A 21,287-nucleotide genomic window follows, 5' to 3' on the forward strand; every position below is an offset into this window, starting at 1 on the left:
TATGTTTCAAATCGTTTAATTTTTTTGCGAACGACGTAAGCTACGCTCAATACGAGAGTGCTCTTTACCCGCTTGCAATAAAGCTTCTTCAATAAAGGCTAAGTGTGCATTACTTGCATCACGCGCTTTATCCGGTTGTCCTGTAATAACTGCGTCAAACAACGCTTTGCGGTGTTCCGCAAGTTGCGTTTTAACGTCTGATTTTTGTACAAGCACCATTAAATTTTGTTGAATATTTTGCTCAAGTAATGACTTCATTCCACGAATTAAATGCAACAGCACTACATTATGCGACGCTTCTGCAACGGCAAAGTGAAAGGCATTAATCATTTGGGCTTGTGTTTCAATATCATTTGCAGTGGCAATGGCATCAAAACAATTAGAAATATAGTCAAAGTCGGTATCAGTGCCACGCAAAGCAGCATAATAAGCAGCTATACCCTCTAGTGCATGACGAAACTCCAGCAAATCAAATTGTGATTCGGGGTGTTTAGAAATCAAATCAAAGAGTGGATCTGTCATGCCCCCTTCGAGTTGGTTTTTTACATAGGTACCACCGCCCTGACGGCGAGTGACAAGGCCTCTTGCTTCTAATTTTTGAATGGCTTCACGCAAAGAAGGACGAGACACCTCAAATTGCTTTGCTAATTCACGTTCTGGAGGCAATTTTTGACCAGGTGCAAGCGAACCCTCAAGAATCATATTCTCAAGTTGCTCTAGAATCACATCTGACAGCTTTGCTGCTTTTATCTTAAATGACATAGGCTTTTGAGGTAACCTTCTATTTCTCTTTCCTGATCAAGCAAATGTAGTATCAAATCTGCAAAAGGTAAATTGGTCATACCAAAATTAGCGCATAAATTATCAGAAATACGGTGAATAGTCAAAATTATCAAGATAAATGGCATAACTATTCAGAGCCCTAATTATGAACTAGGTATTTTTCAAAAACTCAAAATAAAAGCGTTGCAGGCCCTGCAGTTTAAGAAATGTAAATATAAACGTAGACAAAAAATAACAGATAAAGTGGTTTATTGATGGAAAAAGTAAAATGGTCAGACCAGATAAAGTTCAGGGTTCAGGGTTCAGGGTTCAGGGTTCAGGGTTCAGGGTTCAGGGTTCAGGGTTCAGGGTTCAGGGTTCAGGGTTCAGGGTTCAGGGTTCAGGGTTCAGGGTTCAGGGTTCAGGGTTCAGGGTTCAGGGTTCAGGGTTCAGGGTTCAGGGTTCAGGGTTCAGGGTTCAGGGTTCAGGGTTCAGGGTTCAGGGTTCAGGGTTCAGGGTTCAGCAAACAAAGCTGAAACCAAAACACTGAAACCTCAAATACTTTTTTAACTCACCGAACCAAGCAAGGTAAGAATAGCTATCGCCGCCAACATTAAAAGCATGTTGCGCTTCACAAGGCGAACCATGCATTTCGCCTCAAAACTGCAACCAATAAATTCTTGTTCAACACGCTCAGCAGCAAGTGCAATATCACCAATTACACGTCTGTTTGGTACAGAAAAATTGAATACATATTTTAAATAGGTTGCTGTGCCTTGACTAAAGTTACCAATTATTAAATAACCAAAGCTTACAATGCGAGCGGGTAACCAATCGAGCCAATAAAGGGTTTTGTGCAGAAACTTTTTGTGAATTCTAAAAACAGATTCTTTGTCGCTGCGCGTAATATCAGCTAGCTGGCGGATAAGGGAATAAGCAAGTGCGCCACATACCCCGAGCACTACAAACCAAAAGATTACTGCACCATAATAACGAAAGTTTATCCAAGCAATTGTTTGGCCTAGCGTTTCACCACCTTGTTGCTCCGTGCGCTTTTGCCCTAATTCTAATGCGTATAATGTGGCTGCTTCAGTATCTTGCCTTTGTAGCGCGTTTAAATAGCCTTTGTATTTTGCCCGTAGATAAGCACAACCAAAACAAACTAAAAGTACAACCACATTGATTGCTAACTCTAACAGCACAAAATCAAATGTCTCGCTTACGGCAAAAAGTAACAAAACAGGAAGCAGCAACCAAACGAGAAAATCAACGCGACGTTTATAAATCCCTTTGAACAAGCTATTTGATTCACTCACACTAATGTAATGCTTGATATAAGTACCGAGCTGCCATGCATCTTCTTTTGCTGCTAGACGTTCAATGATAAGAGCTAAAATTACCGAAATTAAAATCATTATGTACTCTACTGATTAAGTAACGCACGAAAGCGCTGCCAGTCAAAATGAGGTCCAGGATCTGTTTTACGCCCAGGGGCAATATCACTGTGCCCTGTTACTTCATCCTTATTTAATCTAGGATAATGTTTTATAAGCGTTTTGACTAGCTCTTCCAAACTAGCATACTGCGCATTTGTGAAAGGAACATGATCACTGCCCTCAAGCTCAATACCGATACTAAAATCATTACACCCTTGCCTACCTTTATACTCAGAAACACCTGCATGCCATGCGCGTTTATTAAAGGGCACATATTGAATAACACTACCATCACGTCGAATTAGGCAATGAGCAGACACTTCTAGGCCTTGCAAATCGGCAAAACTTTCATCGGCACTGCAATCTAAACAACCCAAAAACAATTCTGTTATATAAGGTAAGCCAAACTGCCCGGCCGGCAATGAAATATTGTGAATAACAATTAACGAAATATCATCTTCATCGGGACGCTGATTAAAGTGTGGAGACGATAAAAACCGAACTCCTTGCAATACATGTTGTTCAATTTTCATGCTTTTAGTAAGAGTTTAGAATTTAATGCCCAGACTAACAGATCTTGATATTAGCTGAAAGAAATCTAAATCGTAAAAGTTTGAAATCTGAAATCTGAAATCTGAAATCTGAAATCTGAAATCAAATAAAACCGTAGCCAATCACATATCTACACGATAAAATTAACTTAACTTTAATTTTCTTCCTTTCTGAATATGGCGCTCTCTCAACAATTAATTTCTCAACTTGTAAAATCTGCACTCGACGAAGACTTAAACTACCAAGGTGCTGATGGCGATATCACCGCACAACTTATTCCCGAAACACAGCAAGCAAATGCAAAAGTAATCACCCGAGAAGCAGGTATATTTTGCGGCAAGCAACTTATCTTAGAAGTGTTTGAGCAAGTTGACCCTAGCGTTGAAGTAAACGTACTTGTTGAAGATGGCGATACCATCGAAGAAAACCAAACATTATTTACTGCAGTTGGTAATGCTCGCGCCATTTTAACTGCTGAGCGCACCGCACTTAACTTTGTACAGACTCTTTCAGGTACAGCAACAACGACTGCTCATTATGTAAAAGAGTTGGCAGGTACAGGTACCCAACTACTGGATACACGTAAAACAATTCCTGGATTACGATTATTACAAAAATACGCTGTTAAATGTGGCGGAGGTGAAAACCATCGTATTGGGTTATTTGATGCGTTCTTAATAAAAGAAAACCATATTGCTGCGTGCGGTGGCATTGAGAATGCAGTAGCACAAGCAAAAACAAACCATCCCGATAAAAAAGTTGAGGTAGAGGTTGAAAACTTAGAAGAACTTCAACTAGCACTAGAGTCTGGCGCTGATATTATTATGCTTGATAATTTCACCGTAGAAATGATTAACAAAGCCGTAACAATCAACAACAAACGCGCGAAGCTAGAAGTGTCAGGCAATATGACATTAGAGACCTTACGTACTTATTCACAGGCCGGTGTCGACTTTATTTCATCAGGTGCTTTAACAAAACATGTAAAAGCGCTTGATTTATCAATGCGTTTTGAAAATAATGGCGGGTGATTAGCAAGTTGAAACATTTTCATACATTTGGAATCATCCTTAAGTATGATTTTAGGAACATGTAAGCTAATTGTAAAAAAAGAGACTACACAACGACAAACTGTCGTGTTAGCATCTCATTAGAAATAGCGAGTACAGGATGTACAGGCTAATAATAAGGAATTAGTTTTATCCTAAATGAACCGACTAAGTAGTACCTTTGAGTGGTTTTTTAGTATAAATTAATAATTTTTTATGGTTTGGTATTAATCGCTTAGGGAAAAGTTACTAATACTTACTTTCTCATTTGAGAAAGTTAACTATACTAACAAAGGAATGAGTAATTGCAGACATACTGCTGTGCTCACTTTACTAACTTAGCCCCATAAACACTCGTTAGAGGTACATTATGAAAAACATGAAGCAAACAGCCCAAAAGGGTTTCACACTTATCGAATTAATGATCGTTGTTGCAATTATCGGTATTCTTGCAGCAGTAGCACTTCCTGCTTATAACGATTACACGGCAGATGCAGCAAACAACGCATGTCACGCAGAAGCTACAGCATACACAAAAGCTGCAGCGGTTGATTTATATCAAGGCAACACACCTGATGACTATTCAAATTCAAGATGCGGCGCTTACTCTGCAAAACCAACAACTACAACATCTACTTTCACTGTAACTGCAGAATCTCCAGGATCTACAACTTACACTTGCTCGATTGAGACTTCAACTTGCTCATAAGCTAAAGCTTTAAAAAAGCTGACTTCGGTCAGCTTTTTTCTTTGCACTAGTCCTATTTTCATATCTTTTTAATAAAACACTAGCCTAGACCCTTTTTAGCTGTAATATATATCAAATAGTTAACTCCAATTACCGTCAAAAAATTCGCCTGTAGAAAGATAACATTTATGCAATTAAGTTCACCACTTGTTAGAAAACTCGTTAATTTTGGTTATTTGGATCAAAACAAACTTGTATCATTTCAAAACCAAGACACCTCTCTTGCTGAAGCTATTTGCAGTGCAAGCGGTATGACCGCAAATGAATTATCAAATAAAGTAGCAAATCTTTTCCAGTCGCCACACCTGTCAATAAAAAATATTGACCTTGCTTTTCTGCCTGATGGAAGAGAACGCAATGAAAAACTAATCAAAAAACATCGTGTTTTACCAATCTCCTGTAAAGGAAAGACCCTTTATTTAGCGAGCGCAGACCCTACTAACTTTGACGCATTTGAAGACTACGAATTCAATACCGGTCTTCAAACTGAAGTTATTGTCGCGGCCTACGATGAAATCGATGCTGCGATTGATTCATTATTTGAAAAAAGTGATGGTATTGAGCTAAGTGACGATCAGCTTAGTGAACTCAGTGGCATTAGTGCCGATGTCGATAATAAAGATGAAGAAGATGACGATATAAGCAATAAAGAAGATGATGCACCCATTATTGTTTATATTAATAAAATTTTAATGGATGCCATTAAACGTGGTGCATCAGACTTACATTTTGAGCCTTATGAACATGTATACCGTATTCGTTTTCGTGTAGATGGTGTATTACATGAAGTTGCAAATCCACCAATAGGCTTAGAAAGCCGGATTTCCGCACGTATTAAGGTAATGTCACAGCTAGATCTTGCAGAAAAGCGAAAACCTCAAGATGGTCGAATTAAACTAAAGATCACAGCTAAAAAAAGCATCGATTTCCGTGTTTCCACCCTTCCAACGCTGTGGGGTGAGAAAATAGTAATGCGTATTTTAGACTCATCGAGTGCCATGCTTGGTATCGATGTTTTAGGGTATGAACCTGAACAGAAAGAGCTTTATTTAAACGCGCTTTCACAGCCTCAAGGAATGATTTTAGTAACAGGCCCGACTGGTTCAGGTAAAACTGTATCTCTCTACACAGGCCTAAATATCCTTAACAAACCCGAGAGAAATATTTCAACCGCGGAAGATCCTGTAGAAATCAACTTAGTTGGCATTAACCAAGTACAAATCAACCCAAAAGCAGAAATGACCTTCGCTAATGCACTGCGTGCTTTCTTACGTCAAGATCCTGATATCGTTATGGTGGGGGAGATTCGAGACCTAGAAACCGCAGAAATCTCCATAAAAGCGGCACAAACAGGTCACTTGGTATTAAGCACACTTCATACAAACTCTGCACCAGAGACACTTACCCGTTTAATGAATATGGGTGTACCATCGTATAATATAGCAAGCTCAGTTAGTTTAATTATAGCTCAGCGCCTTGCCCGTCGCCTATGCCCTGCATGTAAAAAGCCAGAACATTTACCGGAGCAAGAATTACTAAAATTAGGGTTTACAGAAGAGCAAATTAACTCGATTCAGTTATACAAAGCTGAAGGCTGTGATAAATGCACCGAAGGTTATAAAGGGCGAGTCGGTGTTTATGAAGTGATGCCAATTACACCCAAAATTGCCGAAGTGATTATGCAAGGTGGTAACTCTTTAGAAATTGCAACAATCGCAGAACAAGAAGGTATTAATAATTTGAGAAAATCCGGTCTAAAGAAAGCAGCATCAGGTGTAACGAGTATAACAGAAATCAACCGTGTAACTAGTTATTAATAAGCAATCTAGACCCTAACAACAGATAACGCTAAACTAATAGCTATGTTTGGCGCTTGAACCATAAACAGGTTCACTTTTAAGGATAAAGTATGGCAAAAAATGAAAATAACAAAGGCCTAACCACATTTTCCTGGGTCGGCGTTAACGCTCGGGGTAAACGTATGGAAGGTGAGCTTAACGGTCCAAACATTGCGATTGTTAAGGCTCAGTTACGAAAACAAGGTATTACACCTTCCAAAGTTAAAAAGAAAGCACAACCTTTATTTGGAATGAATGGTGATAAGCCTATCAAACCCAAAGATATGGCTGTTTTCACTCGCCAATTAGCCACAATGCTATTGGCAGGTGTATCACTTATTCAAGCGCTGGATATGATAGCCAATGGTTCAGAGAATAAATCATTACAAAAGCTCATAACTAAAATTGCTGATGAAGTTAAAGCGGGTGATCCCTTAAGCAAAGCCCTCAGAGCAAATCCAAAATATTTTGATGAACTATACTGTGATTTGGTAGAATCCGGTGAACAGTCTGGTGCTTTGGACAGAATTTTTGACCGAGTAGCGCTTTATAAAGAAAAGGCTGAAGCACTGAAGTCAAAGATTAAAAAAGCCATGTTTTACCCTGTTGCTGTTTTAACCATTGCGTTTATAGTAACTGTCATTCTCCTTATCTTTGTTGTACCACAATTTGAACAAGTATTTGCCGGTTTTGGGGCAGAGCTTCCAGCCTTCACTCAGTTTGTTATTGGCATTTCGGAATTTATGCAAGCCTATTGGTGGATTGTATTTGGTATTATTGGTGCAGGCTTCATGCTGTTTAAGCGCGCCCACCAATCAAGCAAACAAGTCCGAGACAACACTGATAAAGCTATCCTCAAATTGCCTGTTGTAGGACTAATACTTAATAAAGCTGCTGTTGCCCGTTACGCACGCACTCTTTCAACAACCTTTGCCGCTGGTGTCCCCTTGGTAGACGCTTTAGATTCAGCTGCTGGCGCTTCAGGTAATGCAGTTTATCGCGATGCCATTTTAGATATTAAAAATGAAGTAAGTTCAGGTAATCAAATGAACTTTGCTATGAAGAATTCTGGCATCTTTCCTGATATGGTTGTTCAAATGGTAGCTATTGGTGAAGAGTCTGGTTCACTTGACGAAATGCTGGGTAAAGTTGCAAGTATCTACGAATCTGAAGTCGATGATGCTGTAGATGGCTTATCAAGTCTTTTAGAACCGCTTATTATGGCTGTGTTAGGTGTATTAGTTGGTGGTTTAATTGTTGCTATGTATCTTCCTATCTTCCAGTTAGGTAAGATTGTTGGTGGTTAGATTTTCATGAGCAGTATTTTAGAGACTTTTTCAACAACACCCTGGTTTTATTACCTCACCATATTTTTAGCAAGCATTTGCATTGGTAGCTTTTTAAATGTAGTGATTTACCGCTTACCTAAAATGATGGAAAACGAATGGAAAGCCGAGTGCAGTTTACTGCTTGCCGACAACTTAAAAACTCCTTATGAGGCAAGCAGTCAAGCATTTAATTTAATTACACCAAGCTCTACCTGCCCGCATTGCAATACTAAAATAAAGCCGTGGTATAACTTACCTGTATTTGGCTGGTTATTTTTACGCGGCAAAGCGGCCTGCTGTGGCGAAAAAATATCAGTGCGCTACCCTAGTATTGAGCTTTTAACTGGCTTATCAGGTTTAGTGATTGCTTATTATTTTGGTGTAACTGAACAAGCGCTGCTTTATTTACTACTGACGTATGCCCTAATTACGCTTATCTTCATTGATATAGACCATATGTTACTACCAGACCAAATCACCCTACCGTTACTTTGGTTAGTATTATTAGCTTCTGTTATGGGGCTAACGATTGACCCAGCGCAAGCTATTATTGGCGCTGTAACCGGTTATTTAGTGTTTTGGACTGTTTACTGGGTATTTAAATTACTGACTGGTAAAGAAGGCATGGGCTATGGTGATTTTAAGCTAATGGCGGTATTTGGTGCACTTTTAGGCTGGCAAGCGCTACCTATGATTGTGCTGATGTCGAGCTTAGTCGGTGCCGTGATAGGTATTACAGTGCTTAGTATTCAAGGTAAAGATAAAGCCACTCCCATTCCATTTGGCCCTTACATTGCCATTGCTGGGTGGATATCACTTATCTGGGGTGAATCGATTCAGTCAACCTATTTTAATTTGATTACCCCCTAGTATGAGCGCGCTAATTTTAGGGCTTACCGGTGGCATTGCTTCTGGTAAGTCCACCGTATCAGGCTTCTTTCAACAATTAGGAATAACCATTGTGGATGCCGATTTAATTGCGCGCGAAGTTGTCTCGCCAAACTCTCCTGCACTGATTGAAATTACAAACCAATTTGGTGATGACATTTTATTACCATCAGGCGAACTAAATCGAGCGCAGCTGCGTCACATTATTTTTCAAGATACAAAAGCAAAAACCTGGTTAAACGCCCTATTACATCCTCTAATCCGCCAAGAGCTCGTAGCGCAGTTAAATTCAGCAAAAGGTCCTTACGTAGTGTTAGATGCGCCGCTATTATTTGAAAATGGCTTAGAAAAATTGTGCGCTAAAACAGTGGTGGTTGATATTCCCAAAGAAATGCAAATTTCACGGGCAACAAAACGAGACAAGGTGACGCAAGAGCAAATTAGAAACATTATAGAAGCACAAATGCCTAGAGAAGAAAAACTCGCAAAAGCTGACATTATAATTGATAACAGTAAATCAATCGAAAACACACAAAGCCAAGTAAACTCAATTCATCTAAGTTTTAAAAACTAATATCTAGCTCTGGCTCTTCAAATAATCTTCCAAGCATAAATTTACAGGACTAAAGTTCAAGTCAATTAGCAAAACTTGCAATCCCCGCATTCTAAGTAACACTTAACTATATGAAAAATTGGGGGCTAACTATGAATGTAAACTCTCCGCTTATTCGAAAGTGTGTTTCTCTTGGTTTTATTCCAAGCGATAAAATATCAACATCTGCAACAGCCAATAGCCACACCAGTGAGTTTATTCTTAATAACAGTAAGCTTTCCTCAAAAGAGTTAGCTAAATACTGCTCAGCTTGGTTTAACCTGCCAAGCCTTGATTTATCAAAAGTCGATCCAAGTAATGTGCCCCTTGATAATATCAGCGAAGAGTTGGTTAAAAAGCATCATCTTATCCCGCTTTGTAAACGCGGCCGCACGCTCTTTTTAGCCACCTCTGATCCCACCGATTTTGATGCCTTTGAAGACTTTGAATTTAATACTGGCCTGCAAACCGAAGCCATAGTGGTTGATTACACCTCACTTGAGCAATTTATAGAGTCAATATTTAGTAAAACCGATGACCTAGCCCTTTCTGATGAGGAGTTTGAACAGTTTGGTGATATTGAAGTAAGCGATACCGAAGCAAACCTATCTGAGGATGCTGCGCCAGACAAAGATGATGCGCCAATTATTGTTTATATCAATAAAATCCTAATGGATGCAATTCGCAAAGGCGCATCCGATTTACATTTTGAACCTTATGAAAAATCTTATCGCATTCGCTTTCGTATAGACGGTATTTTGCATGAAGTAGCATCCCCGCCACAAATGCTCTCGTCGCGTATATCAGCCCGTGTAAAGGTAATGTCACGACTCGATATTGCCGAAAAACGTAAACCTCAAGATGGCCGCATTAAACTCAAAATAACCGCCAAAAAAAGTATCGATTTTCGTGTATCAACCTTGCCGACTCTTTGGGGCGAGAAGATTGTAATGCGTATATTAGATTCTAGTAGCGCCATGTTAGGCATTGATGTATTAGGCTATGAAGTAGAACAAAAAGCCATGTACATGGATGCTCTGTCACAACCTCAGGGCATGATTTTAGTTACCGGCCCAACAGGTTCAGGTAAAACAGTATCACTTTACACGGGTTTAAATATTTTAAACAAACCCGAAGTGAATATATCCACAGCAGAGGATCCCGTCGAAATAAACTTAGTAGGTGTAAACCAAGTACAGATCAACCCCAAAGCTGATATGACATTTGCCAATGCACTGCGTGCATTTTTACGTCAAGATCCTGATATTGTTATGGTTGGTGAGATCCGTGACTTAGAAACCGCCGAAATTGCCATAAAAGCTGCTCAAACCGGTCACTTAGTGCTAAGTACACTTCACACTAACTCAGCACCAGAAACACTTACACGTCTACTTAATATGGGAGTTCCAGCATACAATGTTGCAAGTTCAATCAGTCTTATCATAGCGCAAAGACTAGCGCGTCGGCTTTGCAATAATTGTAAAACACCAGAACAGTTACCCGTGGAAGAGTTAAAGTCACAAGGTTTTTCTGAACAGCAAATTGCTTCTATAACCCTATATAAAGCTGTTGGCTGTGAGCACTGCACTGAAGGTTATAAAGGCCGTGTTGGTATCTATGAAGTAATGAAAATTACGCCCCAGATTTCACAAATTATTATGTCCGGAGGCAACTCTCTTGATATTGCAAAAGCATCACTTGAAAGTGGTTTTAACAATTTAAGATTGTCTGGCTTAGAAAAAGCAGCAAAAGGGGTCACGAGCCTAGCTGAAATCAATCGAGTGACTAGTTATTAATCATCTTTAGTTTGGGTCGATGCCTTTACTATGAATACGTAATTATCTACCATTCGGCTATTATTGAACAATGGAATTAACTCGTGCCTACATCTGTAAACTGCCCTACTTGTAAGAAAGAAGTTATTTGGCAAGCTTCGTCTGAATTTCGCCCTTTTTGCTCAAAGCGCTGCCAACTTATTGATTTAGGTGAATGGTCTGAGGAAAATCACACAATTTCAACACCATTAACACCAGAGCAAACATTAACCCCCGATACCATCGAAGATATAGAAGCATTGCTCGCCGCTAATCAAGAAGGTTTTTTCAAAGAATGACCTCTATTTTATAAAAGATTAGAGTGCAAAATGAGTAGTTGCACTCTATTTCTATTGCGCTACTTTTCGCGCTTTTTAGCCATTTTGGCTTTACGTTTTTTCATCATCGATTCGATTTTTTCCTGTTGTTCCAGTGTTAGGGTATTCCACACCGCATTTTTGTTTTTTGCTTTCAAAACAGCTAATTCTAAGCGCTCATTCTGACCTGCCAAAAATGCCTGGCGAAATGCAACTTCATCAAAAACTTCTGCCTGTACAATTGTTTTTACTTCATTGCGTTTTGTCGATTTGGTGTTTTTAAACAACTCAATGGCTGCTTTTTCTGATTCAGCAATACTTTTAATTTTCGCTTGCTGAGTAACTGTTAAATCCAACTTTTCTGCCGCGCGTTCCGATAAAAGCATTCGGTACATATTCACTCCTGATTTATGCCCTTTAGCTAGCACAGCAGTGCTTGAAAATACGGCAACAGCAATGACAATAGATGAGATTAATAGCTTTACGTTCATAACATTTCTCCAGTTAGGTCTCTTTTGGTGTTATGGTTACTTTAACAGGCGTAATGAAAAGCAACGCAAAGCAATGTAAAGGTTATGTAAATTGCTTTTGGCCATACTTAAAAGCACTTAAAATGCTATTAAAAGCAGTTTAATTAGGGTTTCGCATGAATATTCTTTTAATCGATGACGATACAGAACTAGTAGAATTACTTACTGAATACCTTTCATCACATGGCTTTTCAATAACTGCCTTGCACAGAGGTGATACAGGCTTAGCTGAGGCTAAATCGCATGATTATGATGTTATTCTACTCGATGTAATGTTGCCTGGTATTGATGGTTTTGAAGTATTAAAACAATTACGTCAAAGCAAATTAACTCCTGTCATTATGTTGACTGCAAAAGGTGAAGATTTTGACCGAATTTTTGGTCTTGAGCTTGGTGCTGACGACTATTTACCTAAGCCTTTCAATCATAGAGAGCTTTTAGCTCGTGTTAAAGCTATTACGCGTCGCATCGAAAATATTCAACAGCTACAAACAAATAATACATTTGAAGAAAATGGTATACGTCTCGCACCTCATACCCGTGAAGCATTTGCTGCCGAGCAAAAGATAGAACTTACCGGTACCGAATTCGAAATACTATTTTTATTGCTTAAAAACCAAGGGGAAATAGTCAGTAAAGAAACTATCAGTGAGCAAGTACTTGGCAGAAAACTCGCTGCTTTTGACCGTTCCATTGACATGCATGTCAGCAATATTAGAAAAAAGATCGCAGAACACATAGAACAAGAAAAAATTAAAACGGTACGTGGCGCTGGCTATATTTTACTTGGCGGTGTTTGATGCTGAAGTTATTCAATCCAAGAAACTACCTCTTTTTTAAAATTTTTGGTTGGTTTTGGCTCACCATATTATGTACTTTTGCTGTGCTTTTCTTATTTAGTCAACTTACTGAAAACAGTGTTGAAAGCCGCAATCTTCGTGGTCCCAAATTAGAAAATTTAAAGCGCTTAGCAATGGGTTTAGAAAGAGCACATTTAAAAAAAGAAGAGAAAACACTAGCGCAATTAGCTGGCCATCCGCGTATTTCACGTCATCGCCTACTTTATTTTACTTTGCCTGAAAGTAATACCGCTTTTTTTAATCAACCAATTAAAACGCAACCGGATGTTGGATTATTGGCTTTCACTCAACAACTAACACCGCAAATAATCACTACAGCAGAGTACCGTGCATTAGGTCCGGTAACAATTAACTATCAAGATCAAGTTTACCTAATGTATGAAATTGAGCCCTGGCGCTCTCCCCCTTTAGGCATTCGTATTATGCTCATGCCACTATGGTTAAAAATCTTGGTTATGATTGGCGCAACCTTATTACTCAGCTTACTGTTCAGCCGTGTATTAATTAACCCAATAAATGCATTAAAGCGAGCGACTTCCCAGCTTGCCAGTGGTCAACTCGATACTCGCGTAGCTGTAAGCTCTGAGTCAGGCGACGAACTCACAACACTGGCGAAAGACTTTAATTTAATGGCGCAACGCTTAGAGCTCTTAGTAAGCAGCCAAAAACGGCTAATGGCGGATATTTCTCACGAGTTACGTTCTCCATTAACCCGCTTGCAAATGGCAACTGGACTTGCTCAATTAAAGCAATCAAGCGAACAGGCCAGTTACCTTTCACGCATTGAGAAAGAAGCGAATAACTTGGAAAAAATGATCTCTGATGTGTTAAAACTTTCGCGCTTAGAAGCTAATAATCAATACATTGAAAAAGAACAACAATCTCTCCAAAGCATATTACAGCAAGTACTCAAAGACGCGGAATTTGAGGCTGAACAACAGCACAAAGTACTTAAGGTTATTGGCACAAGTAAGAAACACCTACAACTTGACGCAGCTTTAATTGCAAGTGCTTTTGAAAACATACTCAGAAATGCCATAAAATACAGTAAATCAGCCATTCAGTGTGAGATAACTGATCAGCCAAATATGGTTATTATTAATATTTGTGATGATGGCGAGGGCGTTAGTGAAGCAGACCTACCGTTTTTATTGGAACCTTTTTACCGCGCTTCACAATCTCGAGAAAGACAAAGCGGTGGTGCAGGTCTTGGCCTTGCAATTGCCAAACAAGCAATTGAATTACACCAAGGCACTATTTCATTAAAAAATAAGCAAAACTCAGGATTAAATGTAACCATTTCACTTAAAGATGACGAAACAACATAAAATTGAACAACTTTGGCAAGGGCTTACACAAGCAAGCTTAAGCTTTCATGGCAATCAAATTCATTACGCTTACATTGCCCCAAAAAATGCAAAAGCTGCAGTCACAATTGTCAATGGACGCTGTGAGAGTTACTTAAAATACCAAGAAATAGCCTACGACTTTTATTCACAAGGCTTTGCTGTATTTATGTTTGATCATCTCGGTCAAGGACTTTCTACTCGTTTGTTGCCAGTTGCAGAAAAAGGCTATATTCACAGTTTTAATGATTATATCGACGGCCTCGCTCTTTTCGTTGAACAAGTCGTAAAAAGCAATTGGCAAGGTGAGCACTTTTTGCTTGCTCATTCAATGGGGGCAGCCATCAGTTACCTGTACCTTGCTAATAACCCACACCCCTTCACCAAAGCGGTATTAAGCGCACCTATGTTTGGTATTCCTACCCCAAACATCCCAGCTTGGTTGGCAAAGTTGATAGTCAATACTCTAAGTCTTATAGGACTCAATAAACATTACTTTTTAGGGCAAGCAGGCTATCAAGATAAACCCTTTTTAAATAACCAATTAATGCAAAATGAAACGCGATATCGTGTATTTCGTCAACTTTATAAAGAAAACCCAGACTTACGCTTAGGTGGAGTCACCGTTGGATGGCTAAAGCAGGCATTTACGGCTATTGAGCAAATAAAATCAACACCAGCATCAGCATCATTGCCAGTTTTATTACTTCAGGCCGAAAAAGATACAATTGTGGATAACCAAGCACAAAATCAGATTGTCAGCAAAAACGAATTAATCACCAAAAAAGTCTATCAAGATAGTTGGCATGAAATCTTATTTGAGCAAGATCTCATTCGCGATAAGGCGCTGCAAGATATATTCGACTTTTTTAAAATGGATCTTTGTGAATAAGTACATCAACTTCGCCTTCAATAATACGGTGAAGCGATGTTTCAACTTCCTCTGAAATACGATGGGCATGTGCTAACGTTAACTTACTATCCAGTTCCAAATGCAATTGAATAAACTTTGTCGGACCGCTTTGACGCGTTCGCAAGTCATGAAAACCAAGTACTTCGTTATGGGCTAAGATAGCTGTTTCTATATCATTTTTTACTTCATCATCAAGCTCTTTATCCATTAGATAATCGGTTGATTCACGAGCAACATCAAAGGCATTGTAAAAAAGGTATCCTGAGATCAGTAAGGTAAAAATGCCATCACTGTAAACCCAACCCATATTTGCAAGCACAAGTGCCACAATAACACTTAGGTTTAGCAATAGATCACCTTTGTAATGAACTGAATCTGCTTTTATCGCCACTGACTTTGTTTGTCTTAATGCCCACTGCTGCACTGCTATGATAAGCAGCGTACAAAAAACGGCATAAATACTCACTGCTACACCAGTCATAACAGCTTCGCTGGTAACGGGGTTTAAAAGACGCTCAATACCATAAAACGCCAGTAAACATGCACTGCCTGCTATAAATGCAGCTTGACCTAAACCAACAAGAGATTCGGCCTTACCATGACCAAAACGATGATCGTCATCTGCGGGTACTAGCGCAATTCTGAGTACCCAAAAATTAATTGCCGAAGCGGTAATATCTAACAATGAATCTGTTAGTGATCCAAGCATGGTAGTTGAGCCGGTTGAAAGCCACGCCCAAAATTTAGCTGCAACCATGGTGCTGGCTAAGACTAATGTCAAACTGCTCGAGAGTTTGACCCAATATGCATAATCTTTCTCTTTCATTTCCGCGTGTATAGAACTTTCAAAGCGAATACTTATAGTATCGAACATAAAAGCTTTGATAAACTAATAAAAAACATTATTCCGAAGGTTTAAAATGCTAGATATTGTGCTCTACCAACCTGAGATTCCACCTAACACAGGTAACATTATTCGTTTATGTGCTAACAGTGGTTTTAAACTCCATTTAATTGAGCCTCTTGGCTTTGATTGGGATGACAAACGCGTGCGTCGTGCTGGGTTAGATTATCATGAATTCAGTCATATAGAACGTCATGCAAGTTTGGAAGCCTTTTTAGACAAAACACAACCTAAACGTGTTTTTGCATGTACAACCAAAGGATCAGGCCACTATCACAAAGCGCAATTTGAACGTGGCGATTGTCTTCTATTTGGTCCAGAAACACGAGGCTTGCCAAACGACCTAATTGAATCTTTGCCAACGGAGCAACGTTTACGCATTCCAATGATGCCTGACAGTCGCAGTATGAATTTATCAAACGCTGTCGCTGTATTTGTCTATGAGGCATGGCGTCAGTTTGATTTTGAGGGTGCTGTATAAAAAGTCTCACACCTTGGTTTTAAAGGCGCTTTCAATTCGCACTTTGCAAAAATTAAACTAAGCTAAATGAAAAACACTAGCTAGACAATTTAATTGAAGCGCCCAATATTATTTCAAGTTTGCTTAATATTATTTCTTTGTATTTTTACAACATTTAAGACTGTTGCAAATGATGATTTAGCACAAAAACTCACTTCCCTAACTGAGTTTAAGCAACATAATATCGCAATAAACGATCTTGTATCGCTGCCTAATGGTGCCTCTCTAATTGCTAGCCATGAAGGTTTATACATTTTTTCCAAAGAAAACTTAGCTAAAGCCGATAAGTCACTGCTTCAAGACTACAATTCATCAACTTTTAAAGAGTTATCAAGGGTAAACAACCAACTATTTTTGGCAACCGATAATCAACTCATTAAATATGACTTACTCAATCAAACCTCGCATATGCTTGTAGATGAGCATGTCGAAAAGCTCAAAACCAAACAACAACAGTTATACTTTATTAGCAAAGGAAACTTATTTAGATACCTGCCCTATTCAGAAAAAATAGAAAACCTAACAAGTGAATTGAATGTACTAATTCATGATTTCGAAATTATCAGTGATACTTCCTTTTGGTTATTAACTAATGCAAGTGAACTGCTGTATTTTGAAAATCAGCTTCATATAAGCAAACGTTTCAAATTAAATAATCCCATCAAAACAATGTTTCTAGACCGAAAAAGTAGGCTATGGTTTACCCAAAATAACACCCTTAGCTATATTGACGCTAATCTAACGAATATTGCATCAGTCGGTCTCGAAATACCCATCGATGCAATCACGCCTATCGATGGTTCGTCGTTAATACTGCAAAGCGAAGGTAATCTATTTCTTTTTCAAACAGACAGTAAAAACCTGAGACCCCTAGATCTGCCTTTAATAACCCACGTCTTTCCGGTTGAAAATAATCACATACTTTTAAAACACCAAAATAATAGCTGGTTTTTAACTTCATACAATCAACTTAAGCTCACTTCTGACAACTTAAGCTCGCTTTTTAGCGACAAATTAGCGCATCAGTCAATTCAAGAAATACAGTGGCAGAATAAGTACCTATATATAAAAAATGAATCTGGCTTATGGCGTTATCACCTAGCCACCGAACAACTTATCCAGTTGATAAACCATCGCGGTATTAAACAGTTTTATTTAACAAACCGAGGAGAAATTTGGTTTTCAGATGCTCAGTTTGTCTACACTTTTGATCTTCTTACTCAACAATTGCAAACTAAGTTTCCATTTAAGCAATCTATTGCGCTAATAGGAGATATACAGAGCCCTCCTTTTATCGTAACCAAAGAAGGAATATACCGAAACACTGGTGAGCTTACCTTTGCACTCTTTAATTCCACATCACAGATAGGGGAAATAGAGTTTGCTAGTGTTTTTAAAGGTAAGTTTTTCGTATCAACTAATACAGGATTTTGGCTACTAGAAAAGCAGGGTGACAACTGGCAATCAAAGCAATTACTAAACACCACTGTGACAAATTTAAATCATAATGGCGGTCGTTATATTTGGCTCAAAACACCTTTTCAAACATTATTATTTGATGCTGAATTTGAACAAGTAGTCACCTATTTAAATAACACTAATCTATTAAGAAGCGATTTTGATTTTTTCTATAACGAACAACAGCTCTTTGTTACTGGTGAAAACGTTTTCTCGTATCCATTAAATAGCGCCCCAGCAATTACCCCGTTAACAGGGCTAAAACTAAACAGTATAAGTTTAAACAATACGCATCATAATATTATCAGTCACAACATCACACTAACTGAGGAAGAGACACAAGTTACACTTTCTTTTTATGATAGCGAAATACCGACAACAGGGCTTGCACTTAGCTACCGATTTTCGCCCAGCTCTCCTTGGATAGCCTTGCCAGTTGGACAAAATACCCTAACATTCCATGTTATTAACAGCTCCTTAAATACTCTGAAAGTCGTTAATCGAAATGGCTTAAATCAACAGCCTATCAATCTAACAATCACTCATAGCTATTTTGACTTTAATGTCTGGAAAATCGCAACTCTTATACTCTTAAGTTTCTTAGCTTTAATGTCCAGTTTTTGGTGGTTTAAGCATCGAAAAAATAGACAATACGGCCTTACATCTGCTCTGCTAGCACAAACTCAGGAAGCGGTTTGGATTTGCGATGAAAACCTTAAAGTTATCAATACAAACAAAACGTTTTATACGCTTACAGGCTTCTCTGCCGAAGACGTTTACGGCAAGCAACTGAAAGTATTTGATGGGGAAACACGTAATACCAAACTAGAACACATAATCAAACGCGCCATTCAAGAAAAAGGGTCTTGGTCAGGGGAACTTTGGAGTAAACGAAAAAATACTGAGTTGATGGCAATTTCACTGAATATCACCAAAATTAGGCTCTCAAGCACATTAGGGTTGCTTACTAAAATACACTATATCGGTATGTTTAAGGATATCACTCAACAAAAGCAACAAGAAAAACAACTCAGACACCTCGCTACTCGCGATCAAATAACGGGGTTACTTAATCGAACCGTTTTTATGGAACAGCTCATTCTTGCCATTAACGCGAGTTCAAGTACTCAACCTGAATTTTGTGTTTTGATTGTTAATCTAGACAACTTTTTCAAAATAAATGATGGTCTAGGTCATAGCTATGGCGATAGAGTACTGAAATTAGCGGCGCAAAGGCTCGAACAAACACTCCCTCCTAACTACACACTTGCCAATCTTGGTGGAGATGAGTTTGGAATTTTACTTCCTCCCCATATTTTTTCGCCATTAAACATCTTCAATATTAAGAGTCTATGCGAAAAACTACTTTCAGAACTTGCCAGAACGATACGACTTGATGATATAGAGCTTTGTTTATCGGCAAGCATTGGTGCTGCCATTTATCCTGACAACGGATTTGATAGTGAATCGATACTACGCAGTGCCGATTCAGCACTGCAACACGCCAAAGCTAATGGTAAAAACACCTTTCAAATCTTTAATCGAGCAATTAAAACCCATACCCCTGCATCCTTGTCTATCGAAAACGAAATTAATCGCGCCATTATCGATAAAGAATTCACCTTATATTATCAACCCAAATTTAATACTCGAACTAATCAGGTATGTGGTGTTGAAGCGCTTGCCCGTTGGCCTGATGGTAATAATGAAATTCGTAGCCCTGCGCAATTTATCTCTGTGGCAGAAGCCAACAATGCCATTATTCCATTAACAAGAGTATTAATTGAGGTATGTTGCCGCCAGATTAAACAATGGCAAACTAAAGGTGTGCAAATCAATGGCAGAATTGCTTTAAATTTATCCGCAATTCACTTTCAACGTTCTGACTTAATTGAAGATTTAACAAATTACTTGCAAAAATATCAAATCACTGGTGATTGCATGGAACTCGAGATCACTGAAAGTGTAATGATGAATGACCCTGAATTTGCGCTACAACAAATGCATAAGTTAAAACGCTTAGGCTTTACAATTGCACTAGATGATTTTGGTACTGGCCATTCCTCATTAAGTTATTTGAAAAAATTCCCTATTGATCGGCTTAAAATTGATCGCTCATTTGTGGTAGATATCGAACACTCTGAACAAGATAGAAATATTACAGCAACTATTATTCGGCTAGCCAAATACCTCAATATTGATGTGGTTGCAGAAGGTGTTGAAACCGAAGCACAATCTTATTTTTTACATGTTATGGGGTGTGATGTGGTACAGGGCTACTTTTTTAGTAAACCCTTGCCTTGTGATCAACTGGAAAAGTTTATTGAGCAAACAAAGGTATTGATTAACCAACCTAAATCGAATTAAGTAATTGATAATAAAAAGGCTTTAACCCGAGTTAAAGCCTTTATTAAAATTAAGCTTCTGCTTTTTTCTGTCGACCAAGCAAGTTCATTGCTGCCAATTTTACATCTTGTCCTTTATAAAGCACATTGTAAATTTGTTCACAAATCGGCATTTCGATGCCGATGCGTTCAGCTAATAAGAATACCTCTTTGGTATTGCGATAGCCTTCAACCACCTGTCCAATTTCTTGCTGCGCTTGTTCAACCGATTGGCCTTTACCTAATGCCAAGCCAAAACGGCGATTACGCGACTGGTTGTCGGTACAGGTAAGGATTAAATCACCAAGCCCCGCCATGCCCATAAAAGTTTCCGTTTTTGCACCTAGGGCAACACCTAAACGCGTCATTTCAGCCAGGCCTCGCGTGATCAGTGCCGTACGTGCATTGGCACCAAAGCCAAAACCATCAGAGATGCCAGCACCTATTGCAATCACATTTTTGATTGCACCACCAAGTTGTACACCGACTAAGTCGTCGTTTGAGTACACTCTAAATGAACGGCCACAATGCAGCATTTCTGATACATCATCAACGAGTTGTGTATCAGCAGATGAAAGGGAAATTGCAGTAGGTAAACCAATTGCCATTTCTTTAGCGAACGTTGGTCCAGATAACACACCTAAACTAACTTCATCCCCAAGTACTTCAGCGGCAACTTGTTGAAGAAGGCGCCCTGTATTTGGTTCAAGCCCCTTGGTTGCCCATAATATACTTGCTGAAGGTCTTAAATGAGGTTTAATTGCAGCCAATGTATCGGCAAATGCATGACTAGGAACAACCACCAGCACCACATCTGAAGAGGACACTGTATTTGCCAGGTCATCGTTCAATGTCAAAGTATCTGGAAATGCTGCACCCGCTAAGTAACGCTGATTTTCACGCGCTGTTGCGAGCTCATCGATATGTTCTTTGTTTCGTCCCCAAAGAACTACATCGTGTCCGTTACGAGCAAAACAAATAGCAAGGGCGGTCCCGTAAGAGCCCGCCCCTAGTACTGCAACAGCATTTTCTGCTGAAGTAGTCATAT

The 21,287-nt window shown here is 38.9% G+C and carries 19 protein-coding genes and 1 pseudogene; 14 read left to right on the forward strand and 6 right to left on the reverse strand.

The genetic code is table 11. The features are described 5' to 3' along the window. Positions 1 to 15: 15 nt before the first annotated feature. Positions 16 to 762 carry a pyruvate dehydrogenase complex transcriptional repressor PdhR gene (gene pdhR, locus OM33_RS13860; RefSeq protein ID WP_038642555.1) on the reverse strand — a complete coding sequence of 249 codons (747 nt, stop codon included), beginning with the start codon at positions 760 to 762 and terminating at the stop codon, positions 16 to 18. A 275-nt stretch (positions 763 to 1,037) separates the two neighbouring features. Here pdhR and OM33_RS13865 point away from each other — a divergent pair, with 275 nt between their 5' ends. Beyond that, positions 1,038 to 1,298 carry a hypothetical protein gene (locus OM33_RS13865; protein WP_199922456.1) on the forward strand — a complete coding sequence of 87 codons (261 nt, stop codon included), beginning with the start codon at positions 1,038 to 1,040 and terminating at the stop codon, positions 1,296 to 1,298. Positions 1,299 to 1,328: 30 nt separating this feature from the next. Here OM33_RS13865 and ampE read toward each other — a convergent pair whose 3' ends face one another. Continuing rightward, positions 1,329 to 2,177, reverse strand: coding sequence for a beta-lactamase regulator AmpE (ampE, locus tag OM33_RS13870; protein WP_038642559.1), 849 nt, complete (start codon positions 2,175 to 2,177; stop codon positions 1,329 to 1,331). Between the two features lie 8 nt (positions 2,178 to 2,185). Next, positions 2,186 to 2,731: a 1,6-anhydro-N-acetylmuramyl-L-alanine amidase AmpD gene (ampD, locus tag OM33_RS13875; protein WP_052141016.1), complete on the reverse strand. Its 546-nt coding sequence runs from the start codon at positions 2,729 to 2,731 to the stop codon at positions 2,186 to 2,188. Positions 2,732 to 2,926: 195 nt separating this feature from the next. Here ampD and nadC point away from each other — a divergent pair, with 195 nt between their 5' ends. The 8 genes and pseudogenes from nadC to yacG all read left to right on the forward strand — a co-directional run bounded on the left by nadC (position 2,927) and on the right by yacG (position 11,306). Next, on the forward strand, positions 2,927 to 3,781 hold the full coding sequence (gene nadC, locus OM33_RS13880) for a carboxylating nicotinate-nucleotide diphosphorylase (RefSeq protein ID WP_038642561.1): 855 nt from the start codon (positions 2,927 to 2,929) through the stop codon (positions 3,779 to 3,781). Positions 3,782 to 4,169: 388 nt separating this feature from the next. Beyond that, positions 4,170 to 4,295 (forward strand): annotated as a pseudogene (locus OM33_RS23055) (pilin); the annotation flags it as partial. Positions 4,296 to 4,675: 380 nt separating this feature from the next. Continuing rightward, the gene (gene pilB / locus OM33_RS13890) at positions 4,676 to 6,364 is read left to right on the forward strand and encodes a type IV-A pilus assembly ATPase PilB (RefSeq protein WP_038642563.1); all 1,689 of its coding nucleotides are present in this window, start codon (positions 4,676 to 4,678) and stop codon (positions 6,362 to 6,364) included. Positions 6,365 to 6,456: 92 nt separating this feature from the next. Beyond that, positions 6,457 to 7,692 (forward strand): type II secretion system F family protein, encoded by a 1,236-nt coding sequence (locus OM33_RS13895; protein WP_038642565.1) that lies wholly within the window; start codon positions 6,457 to 6,459, stop codon positions 7,690 to 7,692. A 6-nt stretch (positions 7,693 to 7,698) separates the two neighbouring features. Next, positions 7,699 to 8,583, forward strand: coding sequence for a prepilin peptidase (locus OM33_RS13900; protein WP_038642567.1), 885 nt, complete (start codon positions 7,699 to 7,701; stop codon positions 8,581 to 8,583). Position 8,584: 1 nt separating this feature from the next. Then, positions 8,585 to 9,175, forward strand: coding sequence for a dephospho-CoA kinase (gene coaE, locus OM33_RS13905; RefSeq protein WP_038642569.1), 591 nt, complete (start codon positions 8,585 to 8,587; stop codon positions 9,173 to 9,175). 131 nt (positions 9,176 to 9,306) lie between these two features. After that, entirely contained in the window at positions 9,307 to 10,989 is a 1,683-nt protein-coding gene (gene pilB / locus OM33_RS13910; protein ID WP_038642571.1) for a type IV-A pilus assembly ATPase PilB, read from the forward strand. Between the two features lie 83 nt (positions 10,990 to 11,072). After that, positions 11,073 to 11,306 (forward strand): DNA gyrase inhibitor YacG, encoded by a 234-nt coding sequence (gene yacG, locus OM33_RS13915; RefSeq protein ID WP_038642573.1) that lies wholly within the window; start codon positions 11,073 to 11,075, stop codon positions 11,304 to 11,306. A gap of 59 nt (positions 11,307 to 11,365) precedes the next feature. Here the strand turns inward: yacG and OM33_RS13920 are convergent, their stop codons facing one another. After that, positions 11,366 to 11,815 (reverse strand): Spy/CpxP family protein refolding chaperone, encoded by a 450-nt coding sequence (locus OM33_RS13920; RefSeq protein WP_038642575.1) that lies wholly within the window; start codon positions 11,813 to 11,815, stop codon positions 11,366 to 11,368. Between the two features lie 155 nt (positions 11,816 to 11,970). Between OM33_RS13920 and OM33_RS13925 the strand changes: the two genes are divergently transcribed. The 3 genes from OM33_RS13925 to OM33_RS13935 are packed head-to-tail and all read left to right on the forward strand — an operon-like array spanning position 11,971 to position 14,952. After that, complete coding sequence (locus OM33_RS13925; RefSeq protein ID WP_038642577.1) at positions 11,971 to 12,654, forward strand: response regulator transcription factor; 684 nt, start codon at positions 11,971 to 11,973, stop codon at positions 12,652 to 12,654. Next, positions 12,654 to 14,042, forward strand: a complete 1,389-nt coding sequence (locus tag OM33_RS13930; RefSeq protein ID WP_038642579.1) for an ATP-binding protein — start codon at positions 12,654 to 12,656, stop codon at positions 14,040 to 14,042. Before OM33_RS13925 ends, OM33_RS13930 begins: the two co-directional genes overlap by 1 nt. Next, a complete protein-coding gene (locus tag OM33_RS13935) occupies positions 14,026 to 14,952 on the forward strand; it encodes an alpha/beta fold hydrolase (protein WP_038642581.1) in 927 nt (308 codons plus the stop codon). The genes OM33_RS13930 and OM33_RS13935 overlap by 17 nt, the downstream gene beginning before the upstream one ends. Here the strand turns inward: OM33_RS13935 and OM33_RS13940 are convergent. After that, on the reverse strand, positions 14,930 to 15,799 hold the full coding sequence (locus tag OM33_RS13940) for a cation diffusion facilitator family transporter (protein ID WP_038642583.1): 870 nt from the start codon (positions 15,797 to 15,799) through the stop codon (positions 14,930 to 14,932). The two genes, OM33_RS13935 and OM33_RS13940, sit on opposite strands and share 23 nt — an antisense overlap. A gap of 94 nt (positions 15,800 to 15,893) precedes the next feature. On the opposite strand from OM33_RS13940, the gene trmL reads away from it, so the two are divergent. After that, the gene (gene trmL, locus OM33_RS13945; RefSeq protein WP_038642585.1) at positions 15,894 to 16,358 is read left to right on the forward strand and encodes a tRNA (uridine(34)/cytosine(34)/5-carboxymethylaminomethyluridine(34)-2'-O)-methyltransferase TrmL; all 465 of its coding nucleotides are present in this window, start codon (positions 15,894 to 15,896) and stop codon (positions 16,356 to 16,358) included. Positions 16,359 to 16,451: 93 nt separating this feature from the next. After that, positions 16,452 to 20,222 (forward strand): GGDEF and EAL domain-containing protein, encoded by a 3,771-nt coding sequence (locus tag OM33_RS22085; RefSeq protein WP_052141017.1) that lies wholly within the window; start codon positions 16,452 to 16,454, stop codon positions 20,220 to 20,222. A 49-nt stretch (positions 20,223 to 20,271) separates the two neighbouring features. Here OM33_RS22085 and gpsA read toward each other — a convergent pair whose 3' ends face one another. Next, a complete protein-coding gene (gene gpsA, locus OM33_RS13955) occupies positions 20,272 to 21,285 on the reverse strand; it encodes an NAD(P)H-dependent glycerol-3-phosphate dehydrogenase (protein ID WP_038642587.1) in 1,014 nt (337 codons plus the stop codon). Positions 21,286 to 21,287 lie beyond the last annotated feature (2 nt).

The sequence above is a fragment of the Pseudoalteromonas piratica genome, from assembly GCF_000788395.1.
GTDB lineage: Bacteria > Pseudomonadota > Gammaproteobacteria > Enterobacterales > Alteromonadaceae > Pseudoalteromonas > Pseudoalteromonas piratica.

Coding starts and splice junctions, on each gene's coding strand:
- pdhR (WP_038642555.1), bottom strand. CDS start 762: ATGTCATTTAAGATAAAAGCAGCAAAGCTGTCAGATGTGATTCTAGAG.
- OM33_RS13865 (WP_199922456.1), top strand. CDS start 1,038: ATGGAAAAAGTAAAATGGTCAGACCAGATAAAGTTCAGGGTTCAGGGT.
- ampE (WP_038642559.1), bottom strand. CDS start 2,177: ATGATTTTAATTTCGGTAATTTTAGCTCTTATCATTGAACGTCTAGCA.
- ampD (WP_052141016.1), bottom strand. CDS start 2,731: ATGAAAATTGAACAACATGTATTGCAAGGAGTTCGGTTTTTATCGTCT.
- nadC (WP_038642561.1), top strand. CDS start 2,927: ATGGCGCTCTCTCAACAATTAATTTCTCAACTTGTAAAATCTGCACTC.
- pilB (WP_038642563.1), top strand. CDS start 4,676: ATGCAATTAAGTTCACCACTTGTTAGAAAACTCGTTAATTTTGGTTAT.
- OM33_RS13895 (WP_038642565.1), top strand. CDS start 6,457: ATGGCAAAAAATGAAAATAACAAAGGCCTAACCACATTTTCCTGGGTC.
- OM33_RS13900 (WP_038642567.1), top strand. CDS start 7,699: ATGAGCAGTATTTTAGAGACTTTTTCAACAACACCCTGGTTTTATTAC.
- coaE (WP_038642569.1), top strand. CDS start 8,585: ATGAGCGCGCTAATTTTAGGGCTTACCGGTGGCATTGCTTCTGGTAAG.
- pilB (WP_038642571.1), top strand. CDS start 9,307: ATGAATGTAAACTCTCCGCTTATTCGAAAGTGTGTTTCTCTTGGTTTT.
- OM33_RS13920 (WP_038642575.1), bottom strand. CDS start 11,815: ATGAACGTAAAGCTATTAATCTCATCTATTGTCATTGCTGTTGCCGTA.
- OM33_RS13925 (WP_038642577.1), top strand. CDS start 11,971: ATGAATATTCTTTTAATCGATGACGATACAGAACTAGTAGAATTACTT.
- OM33_RS13930 (WP_038642579.1), top strand. CDS start 12,654: ATGCTGAAGTTATTCAATCCAAGAAACTACCTCTTTTTTAAAATTTTT.
- OM33_RS13935 (WP_038642581.1), top strand. CDS start 14,026: ATGACGAAACAACATAAAATTGAACAACTTTGGCAAGGGCTTACACAA.
- OM33_RS13940 (WP_038642583.1), bottom strand. CDS start 15,799: ATGAAAGAGAAAGATTATGCATATTGGGTCAAACTCTCGAGCAGTTTG.
- trmL (WP_038642585.1), top strand. CDS start 15,894: ATGCTAGATATTGTGCTCTACCAACCTGAGATTCCACCTAACACAGGT.
- gpsA (WP_038642587.1), bottom strand. CDS start 21,285: ATGACTACTTCAGCAGAAAATGCTGTTGCAGTACTAGGGGCGGGCTCT.